The 23,679-nt window shown below is 70.1% G+C and carries 20 protein-coding genes; 12 read left to right on the top strand and 8 right to left on the bottom strand.

Annotated elements, in window-relative coordinates; translation table 11 throughout:
• Positions 1–24: 24 nt before the first annotated feature.
• Positions 25–1,299: an extracellular solute-binding protein gene (locus IF11_RS0118385; RefSeq protein WP_030352713.1), complete on the bottom strand. Its 1,275-nt coding sequence runs from the start codon at positions 1,297–1,299 to the stop codon at positions 25–27.
• A 350-nt stretch (positions 1,300–1,649) separates the two neighbouring features.
• Between IF11_RS0118385 and IF11_RS0118380 the strand changes: the two genes are divergently transcribed.
• From IF11_RS0118380 to IF11_RS0118370, 3 genes are all read left to right on the top strand, one after another.
• A complete protein-coding gene (locus IF11_RS0118380; RefSeq protein WP_030352712.1) occupies positions 1,650–2,705 on the top strand; it encodes a LacI family DNA-binding transcriptional regulator in 1,056 nt (351 codons plus the stop codon).
• A 74-nt stretch (positions 2,706–2,779) separates the two neighbouring features.
• Positions 2,780–3,700, top strand: a complete 921-nt coding sequence (locus IF11_RS0118375) for a phosphatase PAP2 family protein (protein WP_037728002.1) — start codon at positions 2,780–2,782, stop codon at positions 3,698–3,700.
• Between the two features lie 64 nt (positions 3,701–3,764).
• Complete coding sequence (locus IF11_RS0118370) at positions 3,765–4,706, top strand: glutaminase (RefSeq protein WP_030352710.1); 942 nt, start codon at positions 3,765–3,767, stop codon at positions 4,704–4,706.
• Between the two features lie 33 nt (positions 4,707–4,739).
• On the opposite strand, the gene IF11_RS0118365 is transcribed toward IF11_RS0118370, so the two are convergent.
• Entirely contained in the window at positions 4,740–7,754 is a 3,015-nt protein-coding gene (locus tag IF11_RS0118365) for a bifunctional [glutamine synthetase] adenylyltransferase/[glutamine synthetase]-adenylyl-L-tyrosine phosphorylase (protein WP_030352709.1), read from the bottom strand.
• Positions 7,755–7,917: 163 nt separating this feature from the next.
• Between IF11_RS0118365 and IF11_RS0118360 the strand changes: the two genes are divergently transcribed.
• Positions 7,918–8,424, top strand: a complete 507-nt coding sequence (locus tag IF11_RS0118360; protein WP_030352708.1) for a pyridoxamine 5'-phosphate oxidase family protein — start codon at positions 7,918–7,920, stop codon at positions 8,422–8,424.
• Between the two features lie 80 nt (positions 8,425–8,504).
• Here the strand turns inward: IF11_RS0118360 and IF11_RS0118355 are convergent, their stop codons facing one another.
• Positions 8,505–9,866 carry a glutamine synthetase family protein gene (locus tag IF11_RS0118355; protein ID WP_030352707.1) on the bottom strand — a complete coding sequence of 454 codons (1,362 nt, stop codon included), beginning with the start codon at positions 9,864–9,866 and terminating at the stop codon, positions 8,505–8,507.
• A gap of 242 nt (positions 9,867–10,108) precedes the next feature.
• Complete coding sequence (locus IF11_RS0118350; RefSeq protein WP_051746034.1) at positions 10,109–10,684, bottom strand: MarR family winged helix-turn-helix transcriptional regulator; 576 nt, start codon at positions 10,682–10,684, stop codon at positions 10,109–10,111.
• 112 nt (positions 10,685–10,796) lie between these two features.
• On the opposite strand from IF11_RS0118350, the gene IF11_RS0118345 reads away from it, so the two are divergent.
• From IF11_RS0118345 to IF11_RS0118325, 5 genes are all read left to right on the top strand, one after another.
• Complete coding sequence (locus IF11_RS0118345; protein WP_030352705.1) at positions 10,797–11,240, top strand: hypothetical protein; 444 nt, start codon at positions 10,797–10,799, stop codon at positions 11,238–11,240.
• A 99-nt stretch (positions 11,241–11,339) separates the two neighbouring features.
• Positions 11,340–11,987 carry a thioredoxin-like domain-containing protein gene (locus IF11_RS0118340; protein WP_030352704.1) on the top strand — a complete coding sequence of 216 codons (648 nt, stop codon included), beginning with the start codon at positions 11,340–11,342 and terminating at the stop codon, positions 11,985–11,987.
• 68 nt (positions 11,988–12,055) lie between these two features.
• Entirely contained in the window at positions 12,056–12,751 is a 696-nt protein-coding gene (locus IF11_RS0118335) for a DUF305 domain-containing protein (protein ID WP_030352703.1), read from the top strand.
• Positions 12,752–12,991: 240 nt separating this feature from the next.
• Positions 12,992–13,411 (top strand): CBS domain-containing protein, encoded by a 420-nt coding sequence (locus IF11_RS0118330; RefSeq protein WP_030352702.1) that lies wholly within the window; start codon positions 12,992–12,994, stop codon positions 13,409–13,411.
• 81 nt (positions 13,412–13,492) lie between these two features.
• Complete coding sequence (locus tag IF11_RS0118325) at positions 13,493–15,259, top strand: NAD+ synthase (RefSeq protein WP_030352701.1); 1,767 nt, start codon at positions 13,493–13,495, stop codon at positions 15,257–15,259.
• A 131-nt stretch (positions 15,260–15,390) separates the two neighbouring features.
• On the opposite strand, the gene IF11_RS0118320 is transcribed toward IF11_RS0118325, so the two are convergent.
• The 4 genes from IF11_RS0118320 to IF11_RS0118305 all read right to left on the bottom strand — a co-directional run bounded on the left by IF11_RS0118320 (position 15,391) and on the right by IF11_RS0118305 (position 20,409).
• On the bottom strand, positions 15,391–16,629 hold the full coding sequence (locus IF11_RS0118320) for an MFS transporter (RefSeq protein ID WP_030352700.1): 1,239 nt from the start codon (positions 16,627–16,629) through the stop codon (positions 15,391–15,393).
• Between the two features lie 199 nt (positions 16,630–16,828).
• The gene (locus IF11_RS0118315) at positions 16,829–17,854 is read right to left on the bottom strand and encodes an endonuclease/exonuclease/phosphatase family protein (RefSeq protein ID WP_030352699.1); all 1,026 of its coding nucleotides are present in this window, start codon (positions 17,852–17,854) and stop codon (positions 16,829–16,831) included.
• 177 nt (positions 17,855–18,031) lie between these two features.
• The gene (locus IF11_RS0118310; protein WP_030352698.1) at positions 18,032–18,640 is read right to left on the bottom strand and encodes a TetR/AcrR family transcriptional regulator; all 609 of its coding nucleotides are present in this window, start codon (positions 18,638–18,640) and stop codon (positions 18,032–18,034) included.
• Between the two features lie 146 nt (positions 18,641–18,786).
• Complete coding sequence (locus tag IF11_RS0118305) at positions 18,787–20,409, bottom strand: MFS transporter (RefSeq protein ID WP_030352697.1); 1,623 nt, start codon at positions 20,407–20,409, stop codon at positions 18,787–18,789.
• Between the two features lie 158 nt (positions 20,410–20,567).
• On the opposite strand from IF11_RS0118305, the gene panB reads away from it, so the two are divergent.
• The 3 genes from panB to IF11_RS0118290 all read left to right on the top strand — a co-directional run bounded on the left by panB (position 20,568) and on the right by IF11_RS0118290 (position 23,537).
• Positions 20,568–21,449: a 3-methyl-2-oxobutanoate hydroxymethyltransferase gene (gene panB, locus IF11_RS0118300; protein WP_030352696.1), complete on the top strand. Its 882-nt coding sequence runs from the start codon at positions 20,568–20,570 to the stop codon at positions 21,447–21,449.
• Between the two features lie 205 nt (positions 21,450–21,654).
• On the top strand, positions 21,655–22,683 hold the full coding sequence (locus IF11_RS0118295; protein ID WP_030352695.1) for an ATP-binding cassette domain-containing protein: 1,029 nt from the start codon (positions 21,655–21,657) through the stop codon (positions 22,681–22,683).
• On the top strand, positions 22,680–23,537 hold the full coding sequence (locus tag IF11_RS0118290) for an ABC transporter permease (RefSeq protein WP_030352694.1): 858 nt from the start codon (positions 22,680–22,682) through the stop codon (positions 23,535–23,537). The genes IF11_RS0118295 and IF11_RS0118290 overlap by 4 nt, the downstream gene beginning before the upstream one ends.
• Positions 23,538–23,679 lie beyond the last annotated feature (142 nt).

Raw genomic sequence — 23,679 nt, 5'->3', positions numbered from 1 at the left:
GCCCGCCTTCCTTCCCGTTACCTGTTACTTCCAGCCCTTGAGCAGCTTGCGGTAGGCGTCGCCGGTGTCCTGGGCGCCCTTGTCCGGGGTGCTCTGGCCGGTGAGGACCTTGGTGTACTCGGTCACCAGCGGCGCGAAGAGGCTGCCGGTCTCCGGGATCCAGGGGCGCTCGACGGCCTTGTCCACGACGGGCTTGAAGAAGCCGACGATCTCGTTGTCCGCGACGCCCGGCTGGGAGTAGACGGACGTACGGGTCGGGAGCAGGCTCAGCCCCTCGGCGACCTTGGCCTGGCTCTCGGCGGAGGTCATGTACTCGGTGAACGCGTAGGAGGCGTCCAGGTTCTTGGAGCCCGCGTAGACGGCGAGGTTGTGGCCGCCCTGCGGGGCGCCCTGCGCGACGGAGCCGGCCGGTACGGGGGCGATGCCGAGGTTGGCCTTGTCCTTGAACTGCGCGCCGCCGTAGGTGTCGGCGACGGCCCACGGACCGTTGATGATCATCGCGACATCGCCGTCCTTGAAGGCCGACTGCATGTTCTCCCAGCCGTCGGTGGCGTCGGTCTTGGCGGCGCCGGAGTCGACCAGGTCCTTGACGACGGTCATGGCCTTGACGCCGGCCGGGTTGTCGACGGTGACGGTCTTGTTCGTCGCGTCGACCAGGTTGCCGCCCTCGCCGTAGAGGAAGGACAGGAACCAGTAGGCGTCGTCGCCGCGCAGATAGAGACCGGTCTTGCCGGTCTTGTCCTTGATCTTCTTCGAAACGGTCTTCAACTCGTCGACGGTCGTGGGCACTTCGACGCCCGCGTCCTTGAAGATCTTCTTGTTGTAGAAGATGCCCATGGAGTCGATGACCTGCGGCACGGCATAGGTCTTGCCGTCGTACTTCGTGGAGGCGGCGGCCTGCGCGAGGAAGTCCTTCTCGTTCTTGAGCGCCGGGGTGCCGTCCAGCGGGGCGAGATAGCCGAGATCGGCGAACTCGGGGGTCCAGGCGACCTCGGAGCGGATCACGTCGGGCGCCCCGGAGCCGGACTGCGCGGCGTTCTTGAACTTGTTCTGGGCATCGCCGAAGGGCACGTTGACATATGTGACATCGACCTTCGGGTGCTTCTTCTCGAAGCCCTCGGCGAGCTGCTTGAAGACCTTGTCCTCGCTGCCCACGGTCGAGGTGTCCCACCAGGTGACCGTTCCCGAGAGCTCGCCGCCCGAGCTCTTGTCGCTGCCTGAATCGCCCTCACTGCCGCAGGCGGTCGCCGCGAGGGCCAGGGTCGCGGCCAGGGCGGTGGCCGTTATGCCACGTCGCATCCGAACTCCTTCAACTGCCGTACCGCTCCGTCGCGGCGCCGGGTCGGACGTGAACGTAACAGCCTTGCAAGAAGCCCGAAAGACCTTGCGGAATATTTCTGCAAGGACGAGCGATCGTTACCGGCATGTGTCCTGTCGATTGCCGGCCCACCTCTTGACGGGAACCCACAGAAGCTGGCAGGGAAGGACAGCGCAGGTCAGTGCCGGTCGTCGGCGGGTGGCGGGCGGGTCGCGGGCCTCCTGCGGCAGCGCGGCGGGAAGGCTTCGCAAGATCTTGCAAGGGCTTGCCGGGGCCGCCCGGCGCCATGCACGGTGGGCAATCCGACATACGCCCGGTACAGTCCACTGACATGACCGCACGGCTTGCCGATATCGCAACTCAGGCGGGGGTCAGCGAAGCGACGGTCAGCCGCGTACTGAACGGCAAACCCGGGGTTGCCGCGACCACCCGCGAGTCCGTACTCGCCGCGCTCGACGTCCTCGGTTACGAACGTCCCGTACGGCTGCGCCGGCGCAGCGCCGGGCTGGTCGGGCTGATCACCCCCGAGCTGGAGAACCCCATCTTCCCGGCCCTGGCGCAGGTCATCGGCCAGGCGCTGACCCGGCAGGGCTACACACCGGTGCTGGCGACCCAGACCCCCGGCGGCTCCACCGAGGACGAGCTGACGGAGATGCTCGTCGAACGGGACGTCTCCGGCATCATCTTCGTCTCCGGGCTGCACGCCGACACCTCCGCCGATATGCGGCGCTACGAGAAGCTGCGCGCCCAGGGCGTGCCGTTCGTACTGGTGGACGGTTTCTCGCCGAAGGTCCAGGCGCCCTTCATCTCGCCCGACGACCGGGCGGCCATGCGGCTCGCGGTGACCCATCTCGTCTCGCTGGGCCACCAGCGGATCGGGCTCGCCGTCGGCCCCCGGCGCTTCGTGCCGGTCCTCCGCAAGATCGAGGGTTTCCGCGCCACGGTCCAGGAGTTGCTGGGGCTCTCCTCCGAGGAGGCGGACGAACTGATCCAGCAGTCGCTGTTCACTCTGGAGGGCGGCCAGGCGGCGGCCTCCGCGCTGATCGAACGCGGCTGTACGGCGGTGGTGTGCGCGAGCGACATGATGGCGCTCGGCGCGATCAGGGCGGCTCGCCGGCTCGGTCTCGACGTACCCCGGGACCTGTCGGTCGTCGGCTTCGACGACTCGCCCCTCATAGCCTTCACGGATCCGCCGCTGACGACGATCCGCAAGCCGGTGCCCTCGATGGGCCAGGCCGCGGTCCGTACGCTCCTGGAGGAGATCGGCGGTACGCCCGCCCCGCACAGCGAGTTCGTCTTCATGCCGGAGCTGGTGGTACGCGGTTCGACCGCCTCGGGTCCTGCCCCGGGACCCCAGGGAATATCAGGGTCGCGAAGTCGTCCGTAGGGTGTAGCGAATGCGGCCCGAACCCGTCCAGGGGATGATCGGTCGGGAACGGGAATCTGGCAGACTCTCTCGCTATGGGTGAATCGACCGTGAAGACACAGGAAGGCCTGCGCGGCCGTACGGCGACCCCGTCACCCATCCCCGAAGAGGAGGCGGTCGCGGGCGCGGCCACGGAGGCCGGCGCGAGCACCGAGGCGACCGGCGACCGTACGCTGCTCCAGCGCCTCAGGGCGCCCCGCCGTCCGCGCATCTGGTTCGAAATCCTGCTGATCGCGGTGAGTTACTGGACGTACTCCCTCATCCGCAACGCGGTCCCGGAGCAGAAGGCCAAAGCCCTGCGGAACGCGGACTGGATCTGGGACGCGGAGAAGACCCTGGGCATCGCCGTCGAGCAGACCATCAACCACGCGATGAATTCGGTGACGTGGCTGATCGTCGGCATGAACTACTACTACGCGACGCTGCACTTCATCGTCACGATCGGGGTGCTCATCTGGCTCTTCCGCCGCCACCCCGGCCGGTACGCCGCCGCCCGGCTGGTGCTCTTCGCCACCACCGCGGTCGCGCTGCTCGGTTACTACCTGTATCCGCTGGCGCCCCCGCGGCTGATGAACGGGCAGCACTTCATCGACACGGTGCTGCGTCACGAGACCTGGGGCTCGATGGCCTCCGGCGACCTCAAGCACATGTCGAACCAGTACGCGGCGATGCCGTCGATGCACATCGGCTGGTCGTTGTGGTGCGGGCTGACCATCTTCGCGCTCGCCTCGGCGCCCTGGGCGAAGATCCTCGGCCTGCTCTATCCGACGGTGACCCTTCTGGTGATCGTCGCCACCGCGAACCACTTCTGGCTGGACGCGGTGGGCGGCATGATCTGTCTGGCGTTCGGCATCGCGGTCTCGTACGCCTGGTACGGCTCACCGCCGTACCGGCTGCCCCGCCATGTCGACGACGACCGGCCACGCCGGCAGCGCCGCCGCCCACAGCCTGCCTGAGGCGGTACGAGGCGGGCTGACGGGGGTCCGAGGCAGCCCGACGAGGGTCTGAGAGGATCCGGGCATGCAGACCACGCCCGCGCCCGGCCTCACCCCCGACTATCCGGAGCTGCTCCACACGGCACGCGAGGCGGCCCGCGAAACCGCTGGTCAGGGACGGGTCGCCGACTACATCCCGGCGCTCGCCACGGCGGATCCCGATGCCTTCGGGATGGCTCTGGCGACGGTCGACGGCGAGGTGTACGGCGTCGGCGACTGGGAACAGCCGTTCTCGATCCAGAGCGTCTCCAAGCTCTTCAGCCTCGCTCTCGTCCTCGCGCACGGCGGGGACAGGATCTGGCGCGGCGTGGGGCGTGAGCCGTCCGGCAACCCCTTCAACTCGCTGGTCCAGCTGGAGAACGAGCACGGCATCCCGCGCAACCCGTTCATAAACGCCGGTGCGCTCGTGGTGACCGACCGGTTGCAGAGCATGACCGGCGACGCGGCGGGCGCGGTGCGTGACTTCCTCCGTCAGGAGTCCGGCAATCCCCTCCTGGACACGGACCCGGTGGTGGCCGCCTCGGAGGCCGGGCACGGCCACCGCAACGCCGCGCTGGCCCACTTCATCGCCGCCCACGGCAATCTGGAGAACCCGGTCGAGACGGTGCTCGACCGCTACTACGCGCACTGCTCCATCGCCGCCAGCTGCCGGGACCTGGCGCTCGCCGGCCGCTTTCTGGCCCGGCACGGACTGCGCGCGGACGGCTCCCGGCTCATGACGGGCAGCGAGGCCAAGCGGATCAACGCGGTGCTGCTCACCTGCGGGGCCTATGACGCGGCCGGCGAGTTCGCCTTCCGGGTAGGGCTGCCCGGCAAGAGCGGGGTGGGCGGCGGAATCGTCGCCATCCTGCCCGGCCGCGCGGCCCTGTGCGCCTGGGGCCCGGCCCTGGACGCGGTCGGGAACTCGGTGGCGGCGGTGGCCGCGCTGGACGCCTTCACGACGGCGTCGGGCTGGTCGGTCTTCTGACGCCAAACACAGCACCGGCCCCGCCGCCGTGACTCAGGTCGCCGCCCCGTAGAACAGCTCCTCCACCACCGCCCGCGCCCTGCGCGTCGTACGCCGGTAGTCGTCCAGCATGGCGCCCACGCGCCCCGGCCCGTACCCCAGATAGCGGCCCATCGCGCCCAGTTCGCGGCCGTCCGACGGGAAGGTGTCCCCCGGGCGGCCGCGTACCAGCATCACGCCGTTACGGACCCTCGTCGCCAGGACCCATGCCTCGTCCAGGATTTGGGCGTCCTCCGTGGAGATCAGTTCCGCCGCGCGGGCCGCCGCCAGGGCCTCTCGGGTGCGGGTGGTGCGCAGGCCCGGTTCCGCCCAGCCGTGGCGCATCTGGAGCAGCTGGACCGTCCACTCGACATCGGAGAGCCCGCCCCGGCCCAGCTTGGTGTGGAGGGTCGGATCGGCGCCGCGCGGCAGCCGTTCCGTCTCCATCCGCGCCTTGAGCCGGCGGATCTCCCGTACCGCGTCCTCGCCCAGGCCCTCCGCCGGATACCGCAGCGGATCGACCAGTTCGATGAAGCGGCGGCCGAGTTCGGCGTTTCCCGCCATCGGCTCCGCGCGCAGCAGGGCCTGGCTCTCCCAGACCAGCGACCAGCGCCGGTAGTACGCCGCGTAGGAGGCGAGCGTACGGACCATCGGGCCGCTCTTCCCCTCCGGCCGCAGATCCGCGTCGATCAGCAGCGGCGGGTCGGAGGTGGGGACTTGAAGCAGCCGCCGCATCTCGGCGATCACCTCGTTCGCGGCGCGCGCCGCCTCCTGCTCGCTGACGCCCTCGCGCGGCTCGTGGACGAAGAGCACATCCGCGTCGGAGCCGTAACCCAGCTCATGGCCGCCGAACCGGCCCATGCCGATGACCGCGAAGCGGGTGGGCAGTATGTCGCCCCACCGCTCGCCCACGACGGCGCGCAGGGCGCCCGCGAGGGTCGCCGCGTTCAGATCGGTGACCGCGTTGCCGACCCGGTCGACCAGCGCCCCCGGGTCCTCCTCGGCCGGGCTGTCCTCCGTACCGTACGAGCCGATGATGTCCGCCGCGGTCGTACGGAACAGCTCGCGCCTGCGCATCCCGCGGGCCGCCGCGACCGCGCCCTCCGCCGTCTCCGCGCGCCCGACGGCCGCCAGGACCTCCTGCTCCAGCGGCTCACGGCCGCGCGGAGCGAGCCCCTGGGGGTCGCCGAGGATGGCGACCGCCTCGGGCGCGCGGAGCAGCAGATCGGGGGCGAGCCGGCCGGCCGAGAGCACCCGTGCGAGATTCTCCGCCGCGGCCCCCTCGTCACGCAGCAGCCGCAGATACCAGGGCGTCTTGCCGAGCGCGTCCGACACCTTGCGGAAGCCGAGCAGCCCGGCGTCGGGATCGGCGGAGTCCGCGAACCAGCCGAGCAGCACCGGCAGTAGCGTCCGCTGGATCGCCGCCTTGCGGCTCACCCCGGACGAGAGCGCCTCCAGATGCCGCAGCGCGGCGGCCGGGTCCGCGTAGCCGAGCGCTTCGAGCCGCTGCCGGGCCGCCCGCGGACTGAGCCGGATCTCGCCGGGCGCGAGCTGGGCGACCGCGTCAAGCAGCGGCCGGTAGAACAGCTTCTCGTGCAGCCGCCGTACGACCGAGGCGTGCCGCCGCCAGGTCCGGTTCAGCTCGGCGACGGGATCGCCGCGCAGCCCGAGCGAGCGCCCCAGCCGGCGCAGATCCGCCTCGTCCTCGGGCACCAGATGGGTACGGCGCAGCCGGTAGAGCTGGATGCGGTGCTCCATGGCGCGCAGGAAGCGGTACGCCTCGTCCAGCTGCGCCGCGTCCGCCCGGCCCACATAACCGCCCGCCGCCAGCGCGGCCAGCGCTTCGAGGGTCGAGCCGCTGTGCAGCGAGGCGTCGCTGCGGCCGTGGACCAGCTGGAGCAGCTGTACGGCGAACTCGACGTCCCGCAGCCCGCCGGGACCGAGCTTCAGCTCACGGTCCACCTGGCCCGGGGGGATGTTGTCGACGACCCGGCGGCGCATCTTCTGTACGTCGGAGACGAAGTGCTCGCGCTCGGAGGCCTGCCACACCAGCGGGGACACCGCCTCGATGTACTGGGCGCCGAGCATCGGGTCGCCCGCCACGGCACGGGCCTTCAGCAGCGCCTGGAACTCCCAGGTCTTGGCCCAGCGCTGGTAGTACGCGAGATGGCTGCTCAGCGTCCGTACGAGCGGCCCGTTACGGCCCTCGGGGCGCAGATTCGCGTCGACCGGCCAGATGGAGCCCTCGATGTTCGACTCGGAGCAGATCCGCATCAGATGGGACGCCAGCCGGGTCGCCGCCTGGATGGCCTTGCCCTCGTCGATCCCCTCGCCCGCGCCGCCCACCCCGTCGGCCGGCTCGCCGACGAAGATCACGTCCACGTCCGAGACATAGTTCAGCTCATGGCCGCCGCACTTGCCCATCGCGATCACCGCGAGCCGGCACAGCGCGGCGTCCTCGGGCGCGGCCGCCTTGGCGATCGCGAGGGCGGCGCGCAGGGTCGCGGTCGCCAGATCGGCCAGCTCGGCGGCGGTCTGGGCGAAGTCAGCCGTCCCGCAGACATCCCTGGCGGCTATGGCCAGCAGACAGCGGCGGTAGGCGACCCGCAGCGAGACCGGGTCGGTCGCCTCGGCGAGTCCGCGCTCGAACTCCTCGACGCCGGGGTGCAGATCGGCCAGCTCGTAGGTGACCAGCGCATGCCAGTCCCCGGGATGTCTGGCCAGATGGTCCCCGAGCGCCTCCGACGCGCCGAGCACCCCGAGCAGCCGGTCCCGCAGCGGCTTCGCCGCGACCACGGTGTCCAGCAGCACCCTCAGCTCGTCCGGCCGCTGCGCCTCCGCCAGCCTGACGAGCCCGCGCAGCGCGAGATCGGGGTCCGCGGTGGCGCCGAGCGCGTCGAGGAGCATCGGATCGGACCGTACGAGTGACATCGCCGGGGCGTCGAGCAGCCGCTCGGCGGCGGAGGGATCGGTGAAGCCGTGCCGCAGCAGGCGGGTGAACGTACTGCTCCTGCGTCCCGGCAGCGCCATATTCGCCGTCTCCTGTCCACGACCCCGTCCCGACCAAGCTCAGGAAATGAGCCTAGTCCCAGGTCGGGGCGGAGAACCGATGAGTCCCCGTCGCGCCGTCGGTCCCCATATACGGCAGACCTGGAGATACGGCCGACGTATGACGTCGCGAGAGGACCACACCATGACGCTCAAGGAACCCCGCACCGAGCTGGACACCCGTTACGGCGAGCCGGAGGCCACGGCCACCGCCTGGACGGAGGCCGTGGGGCTGCTCGCCGAGGCCGAGCTGTTCTGGCTGTCGACGGTACGGCCCGACGGCCGCCCGCATGTCACCCCGCTGCTGGCCGTCTGGGCGGACGGCGCGCTGTACTTCTGCACCGGCGCGGCCGAGCGGAAGGCCATGAATCTCGCCCGGAACCCGGAGGTGGTGCTCACGACCGGTGTGAACGCCCTCCACGGCGGCTGTGACCTGGTGATCGAGGGCACGGCGGTCCGGGTGACCGGCCACTCCCGGCTGACCGCGCTCGCCAAGCTGTGGGAGGCCAAATATGGCGCGGAGTGGCACTTCGAGGTTCAGGACGGCGGGTTCACGGGCGGGCAGGGCGTGGCCCCGGTCTTCGAGGTCGCACCCCGCACGGCCTTCGGCTTCGGAAAGGCCCCGTACAGCCAGACGCGCTGGCAGTTCTGACCGCGGTAGCCGTACGAGAACAGACTCCGGGCCGGCGGGTACGAAGCCCCGCCGGCCCGGATCGGATCACGCCTGGCGCCCTACAGCACCGGCAGGTTCTTCTTCAGCTCGAAGGCCGTCACCTCGGAGCGGTACTCCTCCCACTCCTGCTTCTTGTTGCGCAGGAAGAAGTCGAAGACATGCTCGCCGAGCGTCTCCGCGACCAGCTCGCTGCGCTCCATCAGGGAGATCGCCTCGCCCAGGTTCTGCGGCAGCGGCTCGATGCCCATCGCGCGGCGCTCCGCGTCCGAGAGGGCCCATACGTCGTCGTCGGCGCCCGCCGGGAGTTCGTAGCCCTCCTCGATGCCCTTGAGGCCGGCGGCGAGCAGCACCGCGTACGTCAGATAGGGGTTGGCGCCCGAGTCGATGGAGCGGACCTCGACCCGCGCGGAGCCGGTCTTGCCCGGCTTGTACATCGGGACGCGGATCAGCGCGGAGCGGTTGTTGTGGCCCCAGCAGATGTACGAGGGGGCCTCGCCGCCCGAGCCCGCGGTGCGGCTGGAGCCGCCCCAGATGCGCTTGTACGAGTTGACCCACTGGTTGGTGACGGCCGAGATCTCCGCCGCGTGCTTGAGCAGCCCGGCGATGAAGGAGCGGCCGACCTTCGACAGCTGGTACTCGGCGCCCGACTCGTAGAAGGCGTTGCGGTCCCCTTCGAAGAGGGAGAGATGGGTGTGCATGCCCGAGCCCGGGTATTCGGAGAACGGCTTCGGCATGAAGGTCGCCTGCACGCCCTGCTCCAGCGCGACCTGCTTCATGACCAGGCGGAACGTCATGATGTTGTCGGCGGTGGAGAGCGCGTCCGCGTACCGCAGGTCGATCTCCTGCTGGCCGGGGGCGCCCTCGTGGTGGCTGAACTCCACCGAGATGCCCATGGATTCGAGCATCGTGATCGCCTGGCGCCGGAAGTCCATGCCGACGTTCTGCGGGGTGTGGTCGAAGTAGCCGGAGCTGTCGGCGGGCGTGGGGCGCGTGCCGTCGACCGGCTTGTTCTTCAGCAGGAAGAACTCGATCTCGGGGTGGGTGTAGAAGGTGAAGCCCAGATCCGAGGTCTTCGCGAGCATCCTCTTGAGCACATAGCGCGGGTCCGCGAAGGACGGCGAGCCGTCGGGCATCAGGATGTCGCAGAACATCCGCGCCGTGCCGGGGGCCTCCGCGCGCCAGGGCAGGATCTGGAACGTGCCCGGGTCGGGCTTGGCGATCATGTCGGACTCGTACACCCGGGCGAAGCCCTCGATCGCCGATCCGTCGAAGCCCATGCCCTCGTCGAAGGCCTGCTCCAGCTCGGCGGGCGCGACGGCGACCGACTTCAGGAAGCCGAGCACGTCGGTGAACCACAGGCGTACGAAGCGGATGTCGCGCTCTTCGAGCGTACGGAGCACGAATTCCTGCTGCTTATCCATATTAGCCGTCCTACCCATCCTTGCTGGTCAGGCCACCTGCTCCCATGCCGCGGGGCACCCCGGGGGCACCCGAGCATCCCACCACACGATTTCCGGCGCGTTGCGAACCCCCGTCCAACGCTTCGCGTCGTGCGTGTGTACGGGCTTGCCGCCCATAGTGCCTGTTCGTCCGATGCCCATGAAACAGGCGCCCGCAATCCATTGTGCGCGAGATCGGTGCGGAAGATCGACTCCGGCGCCTGTCAGCCACCACTGTGCCGGACGGTGGTGTCCGACCAGCCCAGGGGGTACGGCTCGGTGTCCTCGCCCGGGACCGCCGGCTCCCCGCCCGCCTCGGTGAACGCGGTGAGCGCGCCGACCAGGGCCGTGCGCTGCTCGGGGGTGAGCCGCTCGACGATCGCCGAGATCTCGCGGTGGCGTACGGCGGTGACCCGGTCGACGAGCGTGCGGCCCTCCGGGGTCAGCCGCAGCATCGTCTCGCGGCGGTTGCACGGGTTGCTCTGCCGGGCCGCCAGGCCCGCGACGATCAGCCGGTCGAGCATCCGCATGGCGGTCGACGGATTCACCCCGAGCCGCTCGGCGATATCGACCAGTTTGGCGTCGCCGTGGGCGGCGAGGACCGCGAGCAGCCGGAACTGCGGCAGGGTGACCCGCTCCGCGACGGCCGCGAGGGACCGCGCCGACACCTTCACCAGGAGCCGGGACGCGGTCAGCACGGCATGCGTCACCGCGTCGACATCGGCCGGCCCCTGCGGGCCCCGCGCGGGCGGCTCCGGCTGCGGGCGCGGTTGTCGATGCGGCTGCGGATCCTCGACCATGCCTCTTTGTACCCCGGCGGCGCCCGGTTCGTACCGTCTGGGGTGCCGGAGGGGAACCGGAACCGGCTCCTCACTGCTGCCGGCGTGGGTATACGCACTACGATCTGCGCCCATGGGGGGATCGCGGCCCGGCCACATACGCATCACGCGTCCCACGGCACTGCTGAGTGCCGTGGTGACGCTGTTCGCCGCGCTCTTCCTCTGTCTGGGTACTGACCCGGGCGGGACGGAGGACCACCACCCGGACGGTCCGGCGACGGCGACGGCGGCGAACGGCACCGCGTACAGCCCGGCCGCCGGGACCACGGTCCGGGCCAAGGCCGAAGCCAAGGCCGAGGCAGAGGCCCGTTACACCTGCCCGTACGACAAGGGCGACTGCGGGCTCTTCCCGCATCAGAGCCCGGCCGTGCTCACCGTCCCGCCGCCGGCCACCCCGCTCGCCGGCGATGTCCTGCCCGCGCACCTCGAACCGCCGTATCCCACCGGCCAGGTGCCCCGCTCCGGAGCGCTCGCACGCGCCCCGGATCTCCACGTCCTTCAAGTACTGCGGACGTAGCCGGGCCCATCCCCGCACCGGGTTCCCGAATATCCCGAACCACGTTCCGTGGTCACGCAGTTATCCGCGTTCCGCAGTTATCGCAGAAGGACACACACCATGGCTTCCAAGTCCCAGTCCGCCGAGCGCAAGGCCCGAATAGAGGAGATGCGCCGCGCCGAGCGGGCCCGCGAGCGGCGCAGCCGCATCATCACGATCACGGCGAGCGCCGTCGTGGTGGCCGCCCTCGTCGCCGGTGGCGCCTATCTCCTCAACAAGGAATCGGACAAGAAGGAGCAGGAGCAGGCGGCGGCCAAGGCGCCCGTGAAGGACGAGAAGTCCTGGGACGCCAAGAAGCTCGGCCGTAACCATGTGACCGAGGCGGTCACGTACCCGATGACCCCGCCCGTGGGCGGTGACCACCACCAGGTCTGGATGAACTGCCAGGGGGACGTCTACAAGGAAGCGGTCCAGGACGTGAACGCGGTGCACTCGCTGGAGCACGGCGCGGTCTGGGTCACGTACAACGACAAGGCCTCCGACGCCGATGTGAAGGCGCTCGGCGAGAAGGTGGAGAAGACCCCCTACTCGTTCATGAGCCCGGTGAAGAACCAGGCCGGCGCCCTCATGCTGAGCGCGTGGGGCAAGCAGGTCACGGTGGACAGCGCCACGGACCCGCGCGTGGACCAGTTCTTCACGAAGTACGTGCAGGGCGAGCAGACCCCTGAGCCGGGCGCCGCCTGCACGGGCGGAATGGGCGCGCAGTGACGGCGGAGAGCGCGCCCGGCCCGACCGCTGCCGGCGATACGGCGGAGACGGCTCGTCCGGCGCGCAAGGTGACGCGCACGCAGTGGGCCGCGATCACCGCCGTCGTCCTGGCGCTGGTCTTCGCCGGTACGGCGGCGGTGGCCTCGGCCGGGCGCGACAGCGGCCCCGCCGCGCCCCGCACCCCGACGGCGGACTCGGCGGACGCGGGCTTCGCCCGTGACATGGCGGTCCACCACCAGCAGGCGGTGGAGATGTCGTTCATCGTGCGGGACAGCACGGAGGACGAGGAGGTGCGCCGGCTGGCGTACGACATCGCCAACACCCAGGCGAACCAGCGCGGGATGCTGCTGGGCTGGCTGGACATGTGGGGGCTGCCGAAGGTCGAGTCGGGCCGTGAGCCGATGGCCTGGATGTCCATGGACCCGAACATGGACCACGGTGACAGCGGCATGGACATGGGCTCGATGGACCACGGTGACGCGGGACATCAGGCCCAGGACGGCTCGCTGATGCCTGGCATGGCCACGAAGACGGAGCTGGACCAGCTCGGTAAGGCCCGTGGCAGGGCGGCAGAGATCCTCTATCTCCAGCTGATGACCGACCACCACCAGGGCGGGGTCGCCATGGCGCAGGGCTGCGTGGAGCAGTGCGCGCCCGGTACGGAGAGGGATCTCGCCGAGGGGATGGTCGCGGCGCAGCGGTCCGAGATGAAGCTGATGGCGGATCTGCTCCAGGCACGCGGCGCGAAGCCGCGTACCGGCTGACGGGCGGGGCCGCCGGCTCCCCAGGGACCCGGCGGCCCCGGCTCGGTCGTGGACCGCGCGGCCTCAGCCCTCCCGTTTCCCTGCCGCCGCCCGCCACACCAGGGGCCCCGGCCGCCGTGACCGCCCCCGTCACCGCACCCCTCCCGTCACCCGTTCGGGCGCTTGCGCTCGCGTCACCCGAACGGGTGCACGAAGATGGATCTGGCTCGGGGTGGACGACACTCAGGAGGCAGGAAAACCATGACTACCGCCAAAGACATCATGCACCCCGGGGCCCAGTGGATCCCGGCCCACGAGACCCTGGACCGCGCCGCCCAGCTGATGCGTGAGCAGGATGTGGGCGCGCTCCCCATCGCCGACGCGAAGGAGCGGCTGACCGGCATTCTCACGGACCGCGACATCGTGGTCGGGTGTGTGGCGATGGGCCATGACCCGGCGCAGACGACGGCCGGTGAGATGGCGCACGGCACCCCTCGCTGGATCGACGCGAACGCGGACGTGGACCAGGTGCTGTACGAGATGCAGAGCCACCAGATACGCCGGCTGCCGGTGATCGAGAACAAGCGTCTCGTCGGGATGATCAGCGAGGCCGATCTCGCCCAGCACCTCACCGACGGGCAGCTCGCCTCCTGGATGGAGCAGGTCTACGCGCACGGCTGACCCCCGGCTCGCGTACCGAGTGGGCTGCCCCACACGCGCACCCCGGGACATCGCGTCAGTCAGACGATTACACTGGGTCCCGTGCCTCAACTACGTCTCGCTCTGAATCAGATCGACTCGACCGTCGGCGATCTCGCCGCGAACGCCGAGGCGATCGTGCACTGGACCCGGCACGCCGCCGAACAGGGAGCGCATATCGTCGCGTTCCCCGAGATGGTGCTGACCGGCTACCCCGTCGAGGACCTCGCCCTGCGGTCGTCCTTCGTCGAGGCGTCGCGGGCCGCCGTGCGCGCGCTCGCGGGGCGCCTCGACGAGGAGGGCTTCGGCGAGCTGCCCGTCGTCGTCGGCTATCTGGACCGCTCCGAGTCGGCCCAGCCGCGCTACGGCCAGCCCGCCGGCGCCCCGCGCAACGCCGCCGCCGTACTGCACCGCGGCGCGGTCGTCCTCAACTTCGCCAAGCACCATCTGCCCAACTACGGCGTCTTCGACGAGTTCCGGTATTTCGTACCGGGCGACACCATGCCCGTCATCCGGGTCCATGGCGTCGATATCGCGCTCGCGATCTGCGAGGACCTCTGGCAGGACGGCGGCCGGGTCCCGGCGGCCCGGTCCGCCGAGGCGGGGCTGCTGCTCTCGGTCAACGCCTCGCCGTACGAGCGCGAGAAGGACGACACCCGCCTCGACCTGGTGCGCAAGCGCGCCCAGGAGGCCGGCTGCACCACCGCGTATCTGGCGATGATCGGCGGCCAGGACGAGCTGGTCTTCGACGGTGACTCGATCGTCGTGGACAAGGACGGCGAAGTCGTGGCGCGCGCGCCGCAGTTCGCCGAAGGCTGTGTGGTCCTGGACCTCGATCTGCCGGCCGCCTCGCCGGCGGCGCCGACGGGCGTGGTGGACGACGGGCTGCGGATCGACCGGGTCATCCTCTCCGAGGACCCGCTGCCGGCCTACGAGCCCGAGCTGACCGGCGGCTACGCCGAGCGCCTGGACGACGACGAGGAGGTGTACTCGGCGCTGGTGGTGGGCCTGCGCGCGTACGCCGCGAAGAACGGCTTCCGGTCCGTGCTGATCGGTCTCTCCGGCGGTATCGACTCCGCGCTCGTCGCCGCCATCGCCTGTGACGCGGTCGGCGCGCAGAACGTGTACGGCGTCTCGATGCCGTCGAAGTACTCCTCGGACCACTCCAAGGACGACGCGGCCGAGCTGGCCCGTCGTACCGGGCTCAACTTCCGTACGCATGCGATCGAGCCGATGTTCGACGCGTACATGGGTTCGCTCGGGCTCACCGGGCTCGCGGAGGAGAACCTCCAGTCGCGGCTGCGCGGCACGATGCTGATGGCGCTCTCCAACCAGGAGGGTCATATCGTTCTCGCGCCGGGCAACAAGTCCGAGCTGGCCGTGGGCTATTCGACGCTCTACGGCGACTCCGTCGGCGCGTACGGCCCGATCAAGGACGTCTACAAGACGTCCGTCTTCCGGCTGGCCCGCTGGCGCAACCGCGCCGCCGAGGAGCGCGGCCAGACCCCGCCGATCCCGGAGGCATCGATCTCCAAGCCGCCGAGCGCCGAGCTGCGCCCCGGCCAGGTCGACACGGACTCACTGCCCGACTACGACGTACTGGACCGGATCCTGGAGCTGTACGTCGACCGCGACCAGGGCATGGACGCGATCGTCGCGGCCGGTTTCGACGCGGAGCTGGTCGCCAGGACGCTGCGGATGGTGGACACGGCGGAGTACAAGCGGCGCCAGTACCCGCCGGGCACCAAGATCTCGGCGAAGGGCTTCGGCAAGGACCGGCGGCTCCCGATCACGAACCGCTGGCGCGAGCGCCCCCTCCTTCGCAGCTGAACCGCTGCCGCTCTCGCGGAGGTGGTTGCTCGCCGTCGCGGTTCCTCAATTGATGGTCGCGAATTGATGGTCGCGCGATTGGTCGCTCCGTACAGAGAGGTCCCGCGGGCGTCCCGCACACCCGTACGGCGTCAGCCGACCCGTTCCGTCGTCGTCTCGGCCTTCGCCTCGGCCTTCGTCGTGGCCGAGGCGACGACCCGCGACGCCTCCGGCACCCGGTCGCCCCGGTCACCACGGTCCAGCAGCCCCGCCGTCACCGCGATCGCCAGGCCGACGACCGCGAGCACGGCGCCGACCAGGGTCGGGGACAGCCAGCCCCAGCCCGCCGCGATCGCCACGCCGCCGAGCCAGGCGCCGCCCGCGTTGGCCAGGTTGAAGGCCGAGTGGTTCGAGGCGGAGGCGATCGTGGGGGCGTGCCTGGCCTTCTGCATGACGAGCATCTGGAGCGGAGTGGTCGTCATGAACCCGACCGCGCCCAGCACCACGACCGTCACCAGCGCCGCCCACTGGATGTGCGCCGTGAACCGGAAGGCGAGCAGTACGACGGCGAGCGTGCCCAGCGAGGCGTACAGGGTGGGCCGCAGCGCCCGGTCGGTCAGCGGCCCGGCCGCCAGCGCGCCCAGCGTCATACCGATACCGAAGAGCGCGAGGACCAGCGTGACGGAGGACTCGCCGAAGCCCATCACCTCGGTCGTGATCGAGGCCAGATACGAGTAGACGGCGAAGACGCCGGCGAAGCCGAAGACGGCGGTCGCGAGGCCGAGCAGCACCTGACGGTCGCCGAGGGCCCGTATCTCACGGCCCACGCTCTGGTGCGCCTCGACCGGTACGTACGGAATGAGCCGGGCGAGCGCCGCGAGCGCGACCAGGCCGATCACGGTCACCACCAGGAAGGTGGCGCGCCAGCCGAGGTTCTGGCCGAGCAGGGTGGCCGCCGGGACGCCGACGATATTGGCGACGGTCAGTCCCAGGAACATGGTCGCGACGGCCCGCGCCTGCCGGCCCTCGCGGACCAGCCGGGCGGCGACGACCGCGCCGACGCCGAAGAACGCGCCGTGCGGCAGCCCGGCGAGGAACCGGCCCGCCAGCAGCCAGCCGAAGCCGGGGGCGAGCGCCGAGCCGAGGTTGCCGATGACGAAGAGCCCCATGAGCAGGAGCAGCATCCGCTTGCGCGGGATACGGGAGCCGAGGGCGGTGAGCAGGGGGGCGCCGACGACGACACCGATCGCGTAGGCCGAGACCAGATATCCGGCGGTCGGCACGGACGTACCCAGATCGTCCGCGACATTGGGCAGCAGGCCCATCATCACGAACTCTGTCGTCCCGATGCCGAAAGCACTGACGGCCAGGGCGAACAGGGCGAGGGGCATCGAGAGACCTTCCGTGGTGGGGTTCGGGGGCAGGTTAAGTACCCCCACGGAACAAAGTCTCTCAGGCTTTCTATTCCGGCGGATGAACACCGCATTGCGCCTAGGCCCTGTCCGGCCGATCTTCGTGGATCAGCCCGGGGCGTCTGGTGCCGGCCGGACAGGACCTAGGCCCTGCGCACCGGTCGGCGAGGGTCCGGGCTCAGCCCAGCTGTACGCGCGCCGCGATCGGCAGATGGTCGCTGTCCGTCTCGGGAAGGGTCCAGGACGAGGTCGGCTCGACGCCCTTCACCATGATCTGGTCGATCCGGGCCAGCGGGAACGACGCCGGCCAGCTGAAGCCGTACCCGTGCCCGGCCGCGCCCTGGGTCGAGCGCATCTGGGAGGTCACGGCGTTGAGCGAGCGGTCGTTCATGGTGCCGTTCAGATCGCCGAGCAGGATCACCTGGCTCAGCGACTCGTCGGCGATGGCCTCGCCCAGCGCGTCGGCGCTCTTGTCGCGCTGGTTGGCGGTGAAGCCCGCGTGCAGCTTGACGCGTACGGAGGGGAGATGCGCCACATAGACGGCGACCCGGCCCTCCGGGGTGTTGACGGTGGAGCGCATGGCGCGGACCCAGCCCAGCCGGATGTCGACGGGCTCGGTCCCGGTCATCGGGTACTTGCTCCACAGGCCGACCGTGCCCTGCACCGAGTGGTACTTGTACGTGCCGGCCAGCGCCTCGACGTACGTCGGTACGGCGCCGGCCTTCAGCTCCTCCAGCGCCACGACATCGGCTCCGGACTCCGCCAGCTTGCGCGCGGTGCCCGCCGGGTCGGGGTTGTCCGCGTTGACGTTGTGGGTGACGACCATGAGGTCGCCGCCGCCGCCGGACTTGTCGGTGAGGAGTCCGCCGAAGAGATTGACCCAGACCACGGTGGGCAGCAGGACGGCGATCAGCGCGGTGGCGGAGCGCCGTACCAGCGCCAGCACGAGGATCAGCGGAACGAACACCCCGAACCACGGCAGGAAGGTTTCGGTGAGACTGCCCAAGTTGCCGATGGTGTTGGGGATCTGCGCGTGAAAGATCATCAGCAGCGCGACCACCACGGCGAGCAGCGCGAGCACGATGCCGCGCCGCCAGATGCCCGGATCGCCCCGCCATCGGTCGAGCAGGACCCTGACGCGGGAGCCGGTGCGGGGGTCCTCCCCGCCGTCCGTCACCGAATGCGCCGTGTACTCCTGCGTCATATGCGCCGCCCTCACTGCCTTGCTGTGCACGCCCGCCCCCGACCCTAGGCGATGTACGGGCATTTTCTCCGCCGTCCGGGGACAGCCGTACTGGCACGGAGACGAAGAGGGAGGGTCCGGGGGTTCCGATCAAGGACGAAAGAGCGGCAGGTGTGACAGATCCCGCACGCGCGTCCGTCACTCGCGTGGGCGCAGCCCCTGGAGCACGGCGCTGATGATCCGGTCGGGGAGATCCTCGTCCAGCGGCGCGCCGGGCCGGTGCAGGGTGCGCATGAGCATGGGGCCAACCAGCAGTTCGTGCATCAACTCGACGCTCAGGTCGTCCCGTAGCTCACCGGAGGCGACCCCGCGCCGGATCAGGTCCGTCGTCATCGCGCGCCGGGGGTCGATGACTGTTCTGTGATATTCCGCCCAGAGTTTGGGCTGACTCTTCATCCCGACGACGACGTTGTGCAGCAGGACCGAGGAGCGCTGGGCGAGACCGCGCCGCCGCATCGACTCCAGCACGACCCTGAGATCGTCGAGCGCAGAGGTGCCGGGCAGTTCGGGCTCCGGCGGCTCGATCTCGCGCAGGACGTCGAGGAAGAGCTCCTCCTTGCCCTGCCAGCGCCGGTAGATGGTCGCCTTGCCGACGCCCGCCGTACGGGCGATGCGCTCGACGGAGAGCTCGCCGAGCGGCACACCGTCCTCCAGCAGGGTCACGACGGCTTCCAGGATCGCCCGCTCGACCGCCTCACTGCGTGGCCTGCCGCGCCGGTGTTCCTTCTCGTGACCCTGCTCCCGCACCTGTCTCCGCCTCTCGCCGACCTGGGGTCCGCGCGCACACCGCGTACGCCGCGCCGCGTTCTCCGCCGCGCCAATTCTCGTACACGGCGTACACGGCGTTCTCGTACGCGGCGTACGCGGCGTACGCGGCGTACGCGGCCTCGCTCTCAGCCGCGGGCGGCGGTCACGGGTTCGGGCGCCTCCTCGCTCCCCGCGAGCTTCCTCGGCTCCGGCAGACCCGGCAGGAAGAGCGCGACCACCACGGCGCCGATCAGCGCGACGGCCGCCGAGCCGAGGGCCGTGACATGCATGGCGTCGAGGAACGCGTCGTAGGCGGAGCTGATCAGCGGCCGGCCCGCCGGACCCATCTTCTCCGCGATGCCGAGGGTCGCCTCGATCGACTCCCCCGCCGCGTCCCGCGCGCCGGCCGGGACCGCGCCGAGGTGTCCCTCGATCCCGCCCCGGTACGTCGCGGAGAGCACCGAGCCGAGTACGGCGATCCCGAGGGCGCCGCCGACCTGGCGGAAGGTGTTGTTGATGGCCGAGCCAGAACCGGCCTTCTCCCGGGGCAGTGCCTGCATGACCGCGACGGTCACCGGCGGCATGATGTGCGCCATTCCGGTGCCCTGGACGAAGAAGACGAGGCACAGCACCCAGACCGGGGTGTCCGCGCCGAAGAGGGCGAACGCCGCGAGTCCGGCCGCGACCAGCAGCATGCCGACCGTGCAGACCGCGCGGGCGCCGAACCGGTCCACCACCAGCCGGGCACGCGGCGCGAAGATCATCTGCGCCGCGGCGAGCGGCAGGATCAGCAGTCCGGACTGGAGCGCGCTGTAGCCGCGCACGCTCTGGAGGTAGAAGGCCGAGAAGAAGGTCACGCCCATCAGCGCGAAGAAGACCAGCGCGATGGCGGCGACGGCGGCGGCGAAGGCCGGCTTCCTGAAGTACGAGATGTCGATGGCCGGATGGCTGCTGCGCTTCTCGTGCCAGACGAAGAGGGCGAGTACGGCAACGCCGCCGAGGAGCGGGCCCAGCACGCTCGCGCCGGTGAAGTCCGCCAGCTCGCCGCCGCGGATGATGCCGTACACCAGCAGGACGAGTCCGACGATGGAGAGCGCGACGCCCAGCGGGTCGACCCGGCCAGGCCTGGGGTCCTTGGAGTCCGGGACCAGCAGCACCATCGCGACCAGCGCGACGACGGCCACGGGGACGTTGACGAGGAAGATCGAGCCCCACCAGAAGTGTTCGAGCAGCAGACCGCCGGTGATCGGGCCGATGGCGATGCCGAGGCCCACGCTGCCCGCCCAGATGCCTATGGCCTTGGGCTGCTCCTCGCGCTCGAAGACATTCATCAGGACCGCGAGAGTGGCAGGCATCACAAAGGCCGCGCCGAAGCCCATCAGGGCGCGGTAGCCGATGAGTTCGGCGGGCGATCCGGACAGGGCGGCGAGCGCCGAGCCGAGGCCGAAGACGGCGATGCCGAAGAGGAGCACCTTCTTGCGGCCGATGCGGTCACCGAGCAGCCCGGAGGTGAAGAGCAGGCCGGCGAAGACGAGCGTGTAGGAGTTGATCGCCCACTCCAGCTCGCTCTGGGTGGCGCCGATGCCGGTGGGCTCGGGGGCGGCGATCGTCTTGACCGCCACGTTCAGGATCGAGTTGTCCAGCACGACGATGAGCAGGCTGAACATCAGGACACCGAGGATGGCCCAGCGGCGGCGGTGGACCGCCTCCGGGACACGGGACTCGGGTATGCGGGGTGCGGCGCCAGTGGCGCCGGACGGTGTGGACATGGCGTACACACTAGACCCGTTTCGATACGAGACCGTCTCGTATTGGAAAGTCTTTACGCACGGGTCCCCACTTCCCGTGACCGGTCCCGGGATGCCACCATGGAACCGGTCCGGGGACACCGTCAGGGTGCCCCGAGATGACGAAAGGGCCTTTGGCCATGACTGTTCAGACCGAGGCTGCTCAGAAGCCGCCCGCGGGACGCCCCGAAGCCGCCTCCAAGGCCCTGTACGGCGGCAAGAGTTCGCGGCGCGTCACCGTCCACGACATCGCCGCCGCCAAGGAGCGCGGCGAGAAGTGGCCCATGCTCACCGCTTATGACGCGATGACGGCCTCCGTGTTCGACGAGGCGGGTATCCCGGTCATGCTCGTCGGTGACTCGATGGGCAACTGCCATCTGGGGTACGAGACGACCGTGCCCGTCACGCTGGACGAGATGACGATGCTCGCCGCGGCCGTCGTACGGGGCACGAAGCGGGCGCTGATCGTCGGCGACCTGCCGTTCGGCTCGTACCAGGAAGGGCCGGTCCAGGCCCTGCGCAGCGCCACGCGGCTGGTGAAGGACGCGGGCGTGGGCGCGGTCAAGCTGGAGGGCGGCGAGCGCTCGCACACCCAGATCGGACTGCTGGTACAGGCCGGCATCCCGGTGATGGGACACATCGGGCTCACCCCGCAGTCCGTCAACACCCTCGGCTACCGGGTGCAGGGCCGTGGCGAGGAGGCCGCGCAGCAGCTGCTCCGCGACGCCAAGGCGGTGCAGGACGCCGGGGCGTTCGCGGTCGTGCTCGAACTGGTCCCCGTCGAGCTGGCCGCCGAAGTCACGCGCATCCTGCACATCCCGACCATCGGGATCGGCGCCGGGCCGGAGACGGACGCGCAGGTCCTCGTCTATACGGACATGGTCGGGCTGACCGGAGGGAAGGTGCCGCGCTTCACGAAGCAGTACGCGAACCTCCGGCAGACGCTGGGGGACGCGGCGAGGGAGTTTGCGGACGAGGTCATTGGAGGAACGTTCCCTCAGGAGGAGCACACGTTCCACTAGGCCTGATCCGGGACCCGCCGGGTCCTTGTCCGGCCGCGCGCCTCCCGAGGGCGCCCCAGAAGCCACTGCCCGCACGGACGACAGCCCGCCGATCTTCCCCCGTCGGCGGGCTGTCGGCTGTCCGGCGACTGCCCGACAGCCTCTCGACAGCGGCCTGTCGGCGGCTTGTCGGTGGATTGTCGGTGGCGGCTGGTCCACTGGTGTCATGACGCGAATCGACAAGAACCCCAACGGCAGCCGCACGGGCAACGCCGTCGAGGTACGGGGGCTGGTCAAGCACTACGGCGGACCACAGGGCACCCGGGCTCTCGACGGAGTGGACCTCGATGTGCGCGAGGGCACCGTCCTCGGTGTGCTCGGGCCCAATGGCGCCGGCAAGACAACGCTCGTCCGTATTCTCTCCACGCTCGTCCAGCCGGACGCGGGGACCGCGATGGTCGCCGGGTACGACGTACTGCGCCAGCCGCGCCAGCTGCGCCGCAGGATCGGTCTCACCGGCCAGTACGCCTCGGTCGACGAGAAGCTCTCCGGCTGGGAGAACCTGTACATGATCGGCCGGCTGCTCGATCTGTCCCGCAAGGACGCCCGCCGCCGCGCCGACGAACTGCTGGAACGCTTCTCCCTCACCGAGGCGGCGAAGAAGCCCGCGATGCAGTACTCCGGCGGTATGCGGCGCCGGCTCGACCTGGCCGCGTCGATGATCGGCCAGCCGTCGGTGCTGTATCTGGACGAACCGACCACCGGGCTCGACCCCCGTACCCGCAACGAGGTCTGGGACGAGGTGCAGCGGATGGTCGCGGAGGGGGCCACCGTCCTGCTCACCACCCAGTACATGGAAGAGGCCGAGCAGCTGGCCAGCGAGCTGACGGTCATCGACCGCGGCCGGGTCATCGCCAACGGCAAGGTGGACGAGCTGAAGGCGAAGGTCGGCGGCCGTACGCTCCAGATCCGGCCCACGGATTCCGCGCAGCTCCCGGCGATGGCGCGGGCGATCGCCGAGACCGGGCTCGACGGCCTGGCCGGCACGCAGGCGGTCCCGGACGAGGGTCTGCTGTACGTACCGATCCTGAGCGATGAGCAACTGACCGCGGTCGTCGGCCTGCTGGGCGAGCGCGGCTTCGGGATCGCCCATATCGGCACCCATCTCCCGAGCCTGGACGAAGTGTTCCTGGCCATCACCGGCCAGAAGACGGCCTCCGTGTCCGACACCACACCCGAGGAGGTCGCGGCATGAGCACGACCACACTGCCCACGTCCGCGCCCGAGAAGGCACCCGCGCCGTCGCCCGTCACCGCCGCCGACGAGGGCCGGATCGGACTGCGCGCCAATCTGCGGCACATCGGCGCGCTGGTGCGCCGCAACGCCCTCCAGATCAAGCAGGACCCGGAGTCGATGTTCGACGTCCTGCTGATGCCGATCATCTTCACGCTGCTGTTCGTGTACGTCTTCGGCGGCTCCGTGGGCGCGAGCCTCGGCGGCAGCCGTGAGGAGTATGTGAACTATGTGATCCCTGGTCTGATGGCGATGATGGGCATGAACATCGCGATGGCCGTCGGCACGGGCGTGAACGACGACTTCCGCAAGGGCGTCATGGACCGGTTCCGTACGATGCCGATCGCCCGTTCCTCGGTGCTGATCGCCAAGATCGTCGTCGAGATCGGCCGGATGCTGGTCGCCACCGCCATTCTGCTCGGCATGGGTTTCCTGCTCGGCATGGAGATCAAGACGTCGGTGCTCGATCTGCTCGGCGCCGTCGGTCTGTCCCTGGTGTTCGGCGCTTCGCTGATGTGGATCTTCATACTGCTCGGGCTCACGATGAAGACGGCGCAGGCCGTCCAGGGGGTGGCGATGCTCGTACTGATGCCCCTGCAGTTCGGCTCGTCGATCTTCGCCCCGCCGTCCACGATGCCCGGCTGGCTCCAGGCGTTCACTGACTACAATCCGCTGTCCAATCTCGCGGACGCGGCGCGGAGTCTGATAAACGGCGGTGCTGTCGCGCACTCGATGTGGATGACGCTGGGGTGGGCGGCGGCGATCACGCTGGTGACGGCGCCGCTCGCGGTGGCCAAGTTCCGCAAGAAGTCCTGACGTTCCGAAGCCGGGATCCAGCGAGTCCGGAATCCAGCGAGTCCGGAATCCAGCGGGTCCGGGATCCAGCGGGTCCGGGATCCAGCGGGTCCGGGATCCAGCGGGTCCGGAATCCAGCTGGTCCGGAATCCAGCTGGTCCGG

The organism is Streptomyces scopuliridis RB72, assembly GCF_000718095.1.
In the GTDB taxonomy this organism is placed as follows: domain Bacteria; phylum Actinomycetota; class Actinomycetes; order Streptomycetales; family Streptomycetaceae; genus Streptomyces; species Streptomyces scopuliridis.
This window is presented reverse-complemented; position numbering and strand designations above follow the sequence as displayed.